4 protein-coding genes are annotated in these 12,636 nt (G+C 71.0%); 2 read left to right on the top strand and 2 right to left on the bottom strand.

The features are described from left to right. Positions 1 to 161: 161 nt before the first annotated feature. The gene (gene acnA / locus ABZ880_RS12595; protein ID WP_361260648.1) at positions 162 to 2,879 is read right to left on the bottom strand and encodes an aconitate hydratase AcnA; all 2,718 of its coding nucleotides are present in this window, start codon (positions 2,877 to 2,879) and stop codon (positions 162 to 164) included. A 282-nt stretch (positions 2,880 to 3,161) separates the two neighbouring features. On the opposite strand from acnA, the gene ABZ880_RS12590 reads away from it, so the two are divergent. Continuing rightward, entirely contained in the window at positions 3,162 to 3,359 is a 198-nt protein-coding gene (locus ABZ880_RS12590) for a DUF4236 domain-containing protein (RefSeq protein ID WP_361260646.1), read from the top strand. A gap of 65 nt (positions 3,360 to 3,424) precedes the next feature. Then, positions 3,425 to 4,954 carry a UDP-N-acetylglucosamine 1-carboxyvinyltransferase gene (locus ABZ880_RS12585; protein ID WP_361260644.1) on the top strand — a complete coding sequence of 510 codons (1,530 nt, stop codon included), beginning with the start codon at positions 3,425 to 3,427 and terminating at the stop codon, positions 4,952 to 4,954. A gap of 23 nt (positions 4,955 to 4,977) precedes the next feature. Here the strand turns inward: ABZ880_RS12585 and ABZ880_RS12580 are convergent, their stop codons facing one another. Beyond that, complete coding sequence (locus ABZ880_RS12580) at positions 4,978 to 12,621, bottom strand: beta-ketoacyl synthase N-terminal-like domain-containing protein (RefSeq protein WP_361260643.1); 7,644 nt, start codon at positions 12,619 to 12,621, stop codon at positions 4,978 to 4,980. Positions 12,622 to 12,636: the final 15 nt, after the last annotated feature.

Below are 12,636 nucleotides of genomic sequence, written 5' to 3'. Positions count from 1 at the left end.
TACTGTCCCGGTCCGCTGAGGGAATCCTGTGTTCCACCTGAGGGTGGGTGATGACCTGGGATTTCTCCCGAACGGGCAGGACGGATACGGGCGAGGGCCGCGCCCCCGGCGAACCGGGGACGCGGCCCTCAACTACCTTGCTGTACTGCCTACTTGACCGCTTACTTGCGGATCAGGCTGCGCAGCACGTACTGCATGATGCCGCCGTTGCGGTAGTAGTCGGCCTCACCGGGGGTGTCGATGCGGACGACCGCGTCGAACTCGACGCCCGTGTCGGTGGTGACCTTGACCGTGCGCGGCGTGGTGCCGTTGTTGAGCTCCTCGACGCCCGCGAAGGAGAAGGTCTCCTCGCCGGTCAGGCCGAGGGACTCGGCGGTGGCACCCTCCGGGAACTGCAGCGGGAGGACGCCCATGCCGATGAGGTTCGAGCGGTGGATGCGCTCGTACGACTCGGCGATGACCGCCTTGACGCCCAGCAGCGCGGTGCCCTTGGCGGCCCAGTCGCGGGACGAACCGGAGCCGTACTCCTTGCCGGCCAGCACGACCAGCGGGATGCCCTGCTCGATGTAGTTGCGCGAGGCGTCGTAGATGAACGACACCGGCGCGTCGGCCTGGGTGAAGTCGCGGGTGTAGCCGCCCTCGGTGCCCGGCGCGATCTGGTTGCGCAGGCGGATGTTGGCGAACGTACCGCGGATCATGACCTCGTGGTTGCCGCGGCGGGAGCCGTAGCTGTTGAAGTCGCGGCGCTCGACGCCGTGCTCCGTGAGGTACTTGCCGGCCGGGGTGTCGGCCTTGATCGCACCGGCCGGGGAGATGTGGTCAGTGGTGACCGAGTCGCCCAGCTTGGCGAGCACGCGCGCGCCGGTGATGTCGGAGACCGGGGCGGGCTCGTGCTCCATGCCCTCGAAGTACGGGGGCTTGCGGACGTAGGTCGACTCGGCGTCCCACTCGAAGGTGTTGCCGGTCGGGATCGGCAGCGCCTGCCACTGGGCGTCGCCCGCGAAGACGTCCTGGTAGGACTTGTTGAACATGTCCTCGCCGATGGCGTTGGCCACGACGTCGTTGACCTCGGCCTCGGAGGGCCAGATGTCCTTCAGGAAGACCGCGTTGCCGTCCTGGTCGGTGCCCAGGGCGTCACGGGTGATGTCCACCTTCATGGAACCCGCGATGGCGTACGCGACGACCAGCGGCGGGGAGGCCAGGTAGTTCATCTTGACGTCGGGGTTGATACGGCCCTCGAAGTTCCGGTTGCCGGAGAGGACCGAGGTGACCGCGAGGTCGTGGTCGTTGACGGCCTTGGAGACCTCCTCCGGCAGCGGGCCGGAGTTGCCGATGCAGGTGGTGCAGCCGTAGCCGACGAGGTTGAAGCCGACCTTGTCGAGGTACGGGGTCAGGCCCGCCTTGTCGAAGTAGTCGGTGACGACCTTGGAGCCCGGGGCGAGGGTGGTCTTGACCCACGGCTTGCGGGTCAGGCCCTTCTCGACCGCCTTCTTGGCCACCAGTGCGGCGGCGACCATGACGTACGGGTTCGAGGTGTTGGTGCAGGAGGTGATGGCCGCGACCGTCACCGCACCGTGGTCGATCTCGTACGTCGAGCCGTCGGGGGCGGTCACGGTGACCGGGTTGGACGGGGCGCCGTTCGGGGCGACGGCCGGGGCGTCGGAGGCCGGGAAGGACTCCTGGCCCGCCTCGTCCACGACGTCGACGTAGTTGCGTACGTCCGACTTGAACTGCTCGGCGGCGTTCGCGAGCACGATGCGGTCCTGCGGGCGCTTCGGGCCGGCGATCGACGGGACGACCGTCGAGAGGTCCAGCTCGAGCTTCTCGGAGAAGTCCGGCTCGGCCTTCGGGTCCAGCCAGAGGCCCTGCTCCTTGGCGTACGCCTCGACGAGCGCGACCTGCTGGTTCGAACGGCCGGTCAGGCGCAGGTAGTTGAGGGTCTCGTCGTCGATCGGGAAGATCGCGGCGGTGGAGCCGAACTCCGGCGACATGTTGCCGATGGTGGCGCGGTTCGCGAGGGAGGTGGCGGCGACGCCCTCGCCGTAGAACTCGACGAACTTGCCGACGACGCCGTGCTTGCGGAGCATCTCGGTGATCGTGAGCACGAGGTCGGTGGCGGTGGTGCCCGGGGTGAGCTCACCGGTCAGCTTGAAGCCGACGACGCGCGGGATGAGCATCGAGACCGGCTGGCCGAGCATCGCGGCCTCGGCCTCGATGCCGCCGACGCCCCAGCCCAGCACACCGAGGCCGTTGACCATGGTGGTGTGCGAGTCGGTGCCGACGAGGGTGTCGGGGTAGGCCTGGCCGTTGCGCACCATGACCGTACGGGCCAGGTGCTCGATGTTGACCTGGTGGACGATGCCGGTGCCGGGCGGGACGACCTTGAACTCGTCGAAGGCGGTCTGGCCCCAGCGCAGGAACTGGTAGCGCTCCTTGTTGCGGCCGTACTCCAGCTCGACGTTCTGCTTGAAGGCGTCGTTCGTGCCGAACTTGTCGGCGATGACGGAGTGGTCGATGACCAGCTCGGCCGGGGCCAGCGGGTTGATCTTCGCCGGGTCGCCGCCGAGCTCCTTGACGGCCTCCCGCATGGTGGCGAGGTCGACGACACAGGGGACGCCGGTGAAGTCCTGCATGATCACGCGGGCGGGCGTGAACTGGATCTCCTGGGAGGGCTGGGCCTGCGAGTCCCAGCCGCCGAGGGCACGGATGTGGTCGGCGGTGATGTTCGCGCCGTCCTCGGTACGGAGCAGGTTCTCGAGCAGAACCTTGAGGCTGTACGGAAGGCGAGCCGAGCCTTCCACCTTGTCCAGCCGGAAGATCTCGTACGACTCGTCGCCCACCTGCAGCGTGCTGCGGGCGTCGAAGCTGTTCGCCGACACGACAGTCTCCTTCATTGATGTGCGCGTACTCACCACGATCCTGCCGCCACGGCAACTTGGCCGATCCGCTAAGGTAAGGCTAAGTTAGGTAAGCCTTACTGCCGTGGCGGCTGCGGTGCTCCTCGGCAGATATCTCGATGTCGAGATAACTCTAGTACATGGGGGCCGGATGGTCATGCCCGGTCCCACTGTGGCGCACGTCGCTGTTTCCCGCGCGACGCCCATCAGTGCGCCAAGTCGGGGTAGCCGAGGAAGGAGTCCGAACCCTCGGAAGGAGGCACGATGCCCCTCACGTTTCGCAAGAGTTTCCGGATCCTTCCCGGAGTGCGGCTGAACATCAACCGACGCTCCTGGTCCATCACCACCGGCGGCAGTCACGGTCCCCGGCACACACACAGCAGTTCGGGACGTCGTACGACATCGGTGGATTTGCCCGGACCTTTCGGATGGCGTCGCACCCGCACCCCCAGGCGGCGTTGACGGGGCGTCACCCGAATGGACCCCCCAAGGATGTCCAATCTCATATCTGAGATAACCTCAGCCCCATGGCAGACGACTACCTCGTACGCATCGGCAAGCTCATCCGTGACGCCCGGCAACACCGGGGCTGGACACAGGCGCAGCTTGCGGAGGCGCTCGGCACCAGTCAGAGTGCGGTCAACCGCATCGAGCGCGGCAATCAGAACATCAGTCTTGAGATGATCGCTCGTATCGGTGGCGCGCTCGAGAGTGAAATCGTGTCGCTCGGCTATGCGGGGCCGATGCATCTGCGGGTGGTCGGCGGACGCCGGCTGTCCGGCGCCATCGACGTCAAGACGAGCAAGAACGCCTGTGTCGCGCTGCTCTGCGCGTCCCTGCTCAACAAGGGCCGCACGGTGCTGCGCCGGGTCGCACGGATCGAGGAGGTCTACCGGCTTCTCGAGGTGCTGAGCTCCATCGGTGTGCGCACGCGGTGGGTCAACGACGGCGTCGACCTGGAGATCGTGCCGCCCGCCGACCTGGACATGGAGGCCATCGACGCCGAGGCCGCCGTAAGGACGCGGTCCATCATCATGTTCTTCGGTCCGCTGCTGCATCTGATGGACCGCTTCAAGCTGCCCTACGCCGGCGGCTGCGACCTCGGCACGCGGACCATCGAGCCGCACATGATCGCGCTGCGCCGGTTCGGGCTCGACATCGCCGCCACCGAGGGGCACTACCACGCGCTGGTGGACCGGTCGGTGCGGCCCGAGCGGCCGATCGTGCTGACCGAGCGCGGGGACACCGTCACCGAGAACGCCCTGCTGGCCGCGGCCCGCTCCGACGGCGTCACCGTCATCCGCAACGCGTCCTCCAACTACATGGTCCAGGACCTGTGCTTCTTCCTGGAGGCGCTGGGCGTACGGGTGGAGGGCATCGGCACCACGACACTCACCGTGCACGGCGTCCCGGACATCGACGTCGACGTCGACTACTCGCCCTCGGAGGACCCGGTCGAGGCGATGAGCCTGCTGGCCGCGGCGGTCGTCACGGAGTCCGAGCTCACCGTCCGGCGCGTGCCGATCGAGTTCCTGGAGATCGAGCTCGCGGTGCTGGAGGAGATGGGGCTCGACCACGACCGCACGGCGGAGTACTTCGCGGACAACGGCCGGACGCGGCTGGTGGACCTCACCGTCCGGCCCTCCAAGCTGGAGGCGCCGATCGACAAGATCCACCCGATGCCGTTCCCGGGCCTGAACATCGACAACGTCCCGTTCTTCGCGGCCATCGCCGCCGCCGCGCAGGGCAAGACGCTGATCCACGACTGGGTCTACGACAACCGCGCGATCTACCTGACCGACCTGAACCGTCTCGGCGGGCGCCTCCAACTCCTCGACCCGCACCGGGTGTTGGTCGAGGGGCCGACCCGCTGGCGCGCCGCCGAGATGATGTGCCCGCCCGCGCTGCGGCCCGCCGTGGTGGTCCTGCTGGCGATGATGGCCGCCGACGGCACGTCCGTGCTGCGCAACGTGTATGTCATCAACCGCGGTTACGAGGATCTCGCGGAGCGACTGAACTCCGTCGGGGCGCAGATCGAGATCTTCCGGGACATCTGACGGGACGTCTGAGGGTCGGGTTTCTACGCGTCCCTCACCTCCACTCCTTCGCCGTCCTCCCTGACCTGCACGTTGCAGGTCAGGGAAGGGCGGTCGGTCGGCCATCCCGCGGTGAGATCGGGCGAGACCGTGATCGCCGAGGGGTGCAGGCGGGTGCGGCGGGCGATGTGGTCCTTGATCGCGATGCGCGGTAGTTCGTCGCGGGCGCGGGAGCCCTGGGGCAGGGCGTAGACGTCGGCCACCGTGCCCGGCAGCCAGTCGAAGCGGTCGATGTCCTGCGCCGTCAGCCGGGTCACTCCGTCGGTGGTGGCGGAGAGGCCGATGCCGTCGGCGTACTGGCGGTCCCTGAGGAAGGTGCGGCGCGGCAGCGGATCGGCGTCCGCGATGCGGCCCTTCGGGAGGAGGATCTCCACCAGGCGGAAGGTCGCCAACAGGCCGCCGTCGGACGAGAGTTGGACGTCGAATGCCGGTAGGCGCCGGTCGTCCGCGTCGAAGCCGGCGAAGCGGGCCTCGACCCGTACCTCTCCCCTGGTCGGGATCGGGGCGTGGATGTCGAAGGACGCGACGCGGTGGGGAAACGCGGCCACGTCCCGGGGGATCTCCGGTGACCAGCGCCGGAGTCGGTCGTGCGGGACGACATGCAGGGCCGCGTCCAGCAGGCCCGGGTGCAGGAGGCCGTGCGGGACCGTGCCGCGGGCCGCGTCCAGGACTCCGGATGCCGCGCCGGGGGTCTCCCGGGCCGACAGCAGGTGTTGGAACGCCGGGCCGTGGAAGAGGGTTCCGGTGGTGTAGGGATCGTCGGCGGGGGCGGCGTCCGGGAGCGGTGCGAAGGGGTGGGGCGGTTCGCCGGTTCGTTCGCCGACCAGGACCGTGGCGGTCGCCGCCGGTTCGAAGCGGGAGAGGGCGGCGGTGGGCGCCTTGCGCCAGGTCAGCAGCGTCACGGTCAGTTCGTCGGCACGGCTGCCGGGAGTGACCTCCGTCTTGAGGCGGACCGGTTGCGCGGCGCGGATCCAGCGGAGCAGGCGGACGTCTCGCAGGGCCCGGACCGGCTTGCCGGCGTGGGTCGTTGCCGCCTGCGCGAGCAGGTCGAGGGTGCACATGCCGGGCAGGGTCGGGACGGTCCAGGTCGGCCGGTGGTCGGTCAGCCAGGTGTCCACGGCGGGGTCGAGGAGGAGCTCGGCGCTGCCTTGCGCCGACTCCCCCTCCCGTACGTCCCCTTCCACCACGCGCAGCGCCAGGTCCCGTACGTGATAAATGCGGGTGCCGTCGGCCCACAGCCATGCCTCGGCCACGGCGTGGTCGGTGCCCTTCTCGCGGATCTCCAGTTCGACGGTGACGCGTTGGTTGGCGGGTACCACCTGGCCCCGGTAGGTCCAGGACAACGGGCGGGCAGGGGTGATGAGTTCGAAGCGGGGGCGCCGTAGGGCGTCGGTTGCCCCGCACTCGACCAGGTACGTCTGGAGGAGCCGGTGCATCGCCTCGACGCCGAGTGAACCGGGCTGCACCGGGTCCGAGAAGAAGTGCGCCTTGAAGAACCACTCCCCCGGGTCCACGTCCATCTCGGCGCGCAGGCGTCCGAGTCCGGATGCACCGCCGTCCGGCCAGTAGCCCGTCACCCGGTGCGGCATCGCCAGCATCGGTCCGGTGGGCGGCAGTTCCGCCGTCCGCTCGCACGGCTGTGCCAGTCGGGCGCGCTCGGCGTCGGTGGGGGGCAGGCCCGCCTGGCCGGCGAAGGCCTCCGGTGGGAAGAAGCCGAAGACGGTGGCGGCGTGGAAGACCGGGCGGTCGTCAGCGAGGCAGTCCACCTCGAAGGAGACGATGACCATGTCGCCGTTGCGGGAGATCTCCCGCAGTTCGGCGCGGGTTCGCACGGTGGCCGTGTCCGGGCCGACCTGCCCGCTGACGGTCGCCGTTCCGTCGAGGTTGCGGAAGAGGAGGTCCCGGTCGGAGGCCAGTGCGCAGCCCACGTACGAGGCGAGCCAGCCGCACGGCTGGAGGGCGATCTCCATCAGCACGGCCGTCGGCAGTACGGGGCTGTCGTTCTGCTCGAAGTACCAGCTCCCGGCGTCGACGTCGTACTCAGTGACGACCGCCGCACCGGCCTCCATGGCGCCGGGCGGACCGTCGACCGAGACGACTCGGCTGATGAAGTGGTACGGCGGGCCCGGGAGGCGGGGCACACGGCGGGCGTCCTGCGCGGGGCCGTAGAGCCCCGGGAAGGCCTCCGACGGGCGGCCCCAGGCGCTGGCCAGGAGGGTGGGGTAGCCGTATGCCGCCTCGGTCGACTCCGGCGCGGGTTCGGGTTCGGGTTCGAGCTCGGGTTCGACAAGGCCGAGCATCCGCCGTTGCTCCAGCGGCCAGTCGCGCACCAGGCGCAGGGCCAGCCCGCGGGCGAGGAATGCCTTGACGCCGTCGACGGTGCACAGGACATCGGCCACGAGGGTCGGCTCGTCGGCGTCCGAGAACTCGCGGACGAACACCTCGTACGTCAAGAGGCGGCTGGACGGGGTGACTTGGCCCCGGCACAGCATGCGGTACGCGGCGTCGGGGACCGGTTCGAAGCGCCAGCCGTCACGGTCCGCCGTGCAGCCGAGGGCCGCCAGGTGGAAGGCCATCGCCTGGAAGCAGCCCTCCAGCATCAGGGTGCCCGGCATGCAGGGGTCGTCCTTGAAGTGACCGGCGAAGAACCAGTCCTCGGGGCCGATCGGCGTCTCGGCGCGCAGGTATCCGCGGCCGAACGGGCCGCCCGTGGGGTCGAGTTCGGTCACCTCGCCGAGCAGCAGCATGCGGTCGGCGGCGATGCGCGGGGTGCAGACATGGGCGCGGGTCGCGCGCAGCCGCGGGCCGAAGCAGTCGTACGGGCGGCCCTCGGCGAAGGCCCGTACGGCGTCCGGGCCGAACGTTCCCCGGGGCGCGTGGAGTTGGGTCTGCGGCGGGAGCGGGGTGTTCGGGGCCTCGGCTTCCGGGTCCCACAACACACCACCGGTGCCGGCCAGTTCGGCGTCCGTGAAGAAGCCTGCCTGGCCGTCCCGTACGGTCAGGCGCAGTTCGTCGCCGACGTGGCAGTCGTACTCGAAGAAGAACAGGCGGACGCCGTCGTGTTCACCGTGGCCGACGATGCGGATCTCGAAGCTGAGGGTCTCGCCGGGGGTGGGCGGGCTGCCGTGGAAGGTGAGTTCGCAGCCGAGCAGGCGGTACACGCGGTCTCCGGCACCGTCCTGGAGGTCGGCGCCGAGCCTGCTGATGAGCAGCAGGTCCGCCTGGCCGGCCTCGACCATCAGGCCGGCGGGCATCCGGCCCGCGGGGTCCAGGTACCAGCTGTCCGGCCGTACGTCCGTCTCGGTCCAGATGGTGCCGGTGCCCATGGAGGCGGGCACGGCGTCGATGCCGGTGACGCGGTCGGCGAGCAGCATGGGCGGTTGCGGCATGCGGGTCTGGCGCGGGAGGTCGTCCTGGGGTGTGAAGAGGGGGCCGAAGAGGTCGGAGATCCTGCCGGTTGCGAGGTGTTCCAGCTGGGCGCGGGTGAAGCGGGGGCCGGGGCGGCTTGTGGGGATGGTGGGTCGGGGTGCGGGGGTGAGGGGATGGGGTGCGGGTTCGAGGGCCGGCGCTCCTGCGCGTAGGAGGGGCTCGGCCCGGCGGCGCATGGCCAGGAAGTGGTGGTGGACCTTCGACTGCTGGGTCATGAACTCCTGGAAGGAGGCGGTCAGTTGTTGCTGTTGCGTCGTGGTTGCGGCCTGTATGCGTGACAGGCGCGCGTTGCCGTCCGGCTGCGGGCGCGGTTGCCGGGCGAAGGGGGTCTCGGTCGGGGTGATCGGTGGCAGCCAGGGTGCTCGGGGCATCTGCTGGGGGCCGCTTGCGACGGGCTCGGGACGCGGGGCCGGGAGGGTCGTGGACAGGACCGCGGGCAGTCGGGGCGCGCGCGGCATCTGCTGACCACCCTCGATGGCCGGAGGACGTATCCGTACGGCCGGCGGGTGGGCCGGGAAAGTCAGTGCGGCGGTGTCCTGCGCCTGCGGCGGTGCGATGGTCGCGAGGTGGTCGAAGAGGGCGTCCGCGTTCAACTGCACGCCTGCCGCGGCGAGTTCGGCGACGGTTCGGACGAGTCGGCGGATGCCCTGGCCCTCGCTGGCGTCGAGGGGCACGGCGAGGTGGTCGCGGTCACCGAGGATGCGGTCGATCCAGCCCGTGCACAGGCCGCGGGGGCCGTGCTCGATGAAGACCCGGACTCCGTCGGCGTAGGCCTTCTCCACCATGCGGTCGAAGTTGATGGTGCCGACGGCCTGCGCGGTGACGGCGTCGGCCGCCGAGTCGCGCGTCGGCGTGTACCAGTCGCCGCTCGCGCCGGTGTAGAACCGCACGCCCGGCACCGGGTCGGTCGGCCGGTGGTGCAGCCGTCGCCACTGCTCGCGCACTTCCTCGACTTCCGGCGCGTGTACGGCGATGCCGTAGTCCAGACGAATGGCGGGCAGGGCGGCCAGCAGGCGTGCGCACTCGTTCTCCTCGCCGCCGACCACACACACCTCGGGGGCGTTGACGGCCATCAGGTGCACGGCCCTGCTGCCGTCGATCAGTTTGCGTACGGTGTCGACCGGGGCGTTGACGATGTGGCTCGCCCAACTGTCGCCCTGCACACCGGACTTCGCCCAAGCAGCGCGTACGGCATCGAGGCGGCCGACCACGCCGTCGGTGAAGACCGCCGAGTCGCGGATGTCGGTGACCAGCGAGCGCACGTCTCGCCAGGCGCGCAGGGAGACCAGCGCGGCCGACTCGCCCGAGGAGTAGCCGAGCGCGGCGGCCGGTGCGATGCCGAGCAGGTTGCGGCTGATCTCGGTGTGGAACTGGGCGAGCAGGGCAGCGCCCCAGATCTGGTCGAGCACATGGCCGTGCGCGGGGCCGTCGGGGGTGGTGGGGCGGTACGCCCAGCCGACGGTGTCCGCCAACGGGCCGCAGCGGGAGGCCAGTTCGGCGGTGATCTCGGGGAAGGCCAGCATGAGTTCGCGGCCCATGCCCGGGTAGGCGGCCGAGCCGTTGGTGTAGACGAAGGCGACCTCGCCCTCCAACGGGCGGGCCCGGAACGCCACTCCGTCCGGGCGGATGCTCTCGCCGGCCAGCCAGCGGCGGGCGGCACCCGCGCGGGCGGCGAGCTGTTCGGGGTTCGCGGCGACGATCACGAGACGGGCGGGGCCCGTGTCGGACTCGTGTCCGGCCGCGAGCGCGGCAAGTGTGTCGGGCAGGTCCCGGCCCGAGTAGATGTGCAGCCGCGGGGCGGGTTCGGGCAGCCAGGCGGCGGTGTCGGTGTCGTCGGCGGTGCGGAGACGGGCACGGGCGGGTGGTGCGTCGAGGGGGGTGACGGTCACCTCGGCGGTACGGATGCCGAGGGCCGGGACGGCCGGGTCGCCCACGGCGCCGGGGAGCGCCCGGTGGTGCAGGGCGAGCGCGGCGCAGGCCACGGCGAGGAGGCCGGTGGCGGCGTGGGGCGTGCCGAAGAGGGCGGCGGGGTCGAAGCGTGGCGTGTCCATGTCGCCGTGTGCCTTGTTCCCCGGTTTGCTCTCTGCTCCAACGGTCATGTCGGGGGGCTCCGGGCCCGGTTCGTCGAGGAGCGCGAGCACTCGGTCGCCGTCCCGGCGGGCGTCGGTCAGGCGCTTGAGGACCAGGGCGACGGCCGCGTCCCCCGGCAGTCGCTCGATGCCGAGTTCGGCGAGCGCGGCCAGGTGCACCGGTTCGTGCGAGAGGTCCACGGCGCCGACTACGGCCGCGTCCGCCTCGCCCGTGGTCAGCGCCCGGGCGGCGAGTTCCAGGGCCACCAGACCGGAGGCCTCCTCGGCACTGACGGTGAAACTCGGTCCGCGCAGGTCGAGTTGGGCGTTGAGACGGTTGGCGACGACGTTGGGCATCGTGCCGAGGACGGCGGCGGAGTCGAGGGGCGGGGCGAGGGCATCCGCGGTGTCGGCGTCCTGCGCCCAACTGCCCGCGCGGGCACGGGCGTTGTGCCGGGCGACCTCGGGGTCGCAGCCCATTCCGACGAGGACCGTGGTCCGTTCGCCCGGCAGGGCCGTCCCGCGTACCGCTTCCCGCACCGCTTCCATGACCAGCAACTGCTGTGCGTGGGCGCGGTCCAGGTCGCGGGGCGGGAAGCGCAGGTCGGCCAGTTCGACGTCCACGGTGGTGCGGGGGTCCGTGGCCGGGGTGCCGGTCAGGAGGGCGTGGGTGAGGTCGTGCACGTCGCGTCCGTCGCCGACGCGGGCGCCGATCGCGACTACGGCCACGGGATCGGGGGCAGACGACGGCGCGGCGGCGGGCGAGGGTGCGGCGGCAGACGAAGGTGCGGCGGCGGGCGCAGGCAAGGCGACCGCGCCCTGCCGCCCCTCCCACGCATCGACGATCAGATGCGCGTTGTTGCCGCCGAAGCCGAAGGCGCTGACGGACGCCCGGCGCGGCCCGTCCCAGGGCTCGCTGCGCCGCAGCAGTCGTAGCGGAGTCGGAGTGTCGGTCAGGGCGTCGGTCGGTTCGTCCGCTCCGACGGTCGCGGGCCGGATGCCCGTCTCCATGGCGCCGAGGACCTTGAGGAGGCCGGCGAGTCCGGCCGCCGTGACGGGGTGGCCGAGGTTGGACTTCACCGAGCCGACCGGCAGGTCCTCGCTGCCGTCGAACACCCTGCTCATGGCCCGGATCTCGACCGCGTCGCCGATCTGTGTGCCGGTTGCGTGGCACTCCGCCAGGGTCACGGTGCGCGGGTCGATCCCGGCCGACTCGTACGCCTGCCGCATGGCGCGGACCTGGCCGGCCTCGGCAGGGGTGAGGAGGCTGCCGTCCCGGCCGTCGTTGGACAGGCCGATGCCGCGGATCACGCCGAGGATCTGGCGGTCCTCGGCCACCGCGTCCCGGAGCCGCATCAGCGCCACGCAGGCCGCGCCCTCGGCCGGGACCAGCCCGTCTGCGCCGCGGTGGAAGGGCCGGCTGCGGCCGGAGCGGCTCAGTGCGGACAGGGCGCGGAAGCCGAGGTGGATGAAGAGGTCGTCGGCGCGGTTGACGGCGCCGGCCAGCATCAGGTCGGCGGTGCCGTCGTGCAGCCGGTCGCAGGCGAGCTTGACGGCATAGAGGGAGGAGGCGCAGGCGGCGTCCAGCGCGTGTGCGCCGGCGCCGAGGCCCAGCGCTCGGGCGGCGAGGTGCGCGGGCAGGCCGGAGGAGAAGCGGTTGCGGGGGTCGGGACGCCGGCCGGGACCGGGCGCGGCCTCCCACAACTCCCGTACGGCGGGCTCCTGTTCCTCGCGCCATATGTGCTCGGCGTACCGCGCGAGGCCGGTGCTCGGGAAGGACAGGTTGCCGAGGACGAGGCCCGCCCGGGATGCCGGGCGACCGTCCGCATGTCCGCTGTCGCGCAGCGCCTCGCGTGCACTGTGCAGCGTCCACCGGAACACCGGGTCCAGGACGGTGAGTTGCTCGGGGCCGAGGAGATAGGCGTCGGGCTCGAAGACGGAGTCGAAGTCCCGTACGTAGCCGCCGTATCCACCATGTGGGCCGGGTGCGGCGGACAGGCTCACCCGGCCCGCCGCGATGTTCTCCCGGAAGGCGGCGGGGTCGAGCGCGTCGGGGAGTACGCAGCCCTGTCCGACGACGGCGATCGGCTCGAATGATCGCTTGAGTGGCTCGAGTGGCTTGAGTCGCATGATGCGTGCTGTCTC

This window comes from Streptomyces sp. NPDC047043 (assembly GCF_040644055.1).
In the GTDB taxonomy this organism is placed as follows: domain Bacteria; phylum Actinomycetota; class Actinomycetes; order Streptomycetales; family Streptomycetaceae; genus Streptomyces.
Note: the sequence above shows the minus strand (reverse complement) of the source record. Positions and strands in the feature narration are given on the sequence as shown.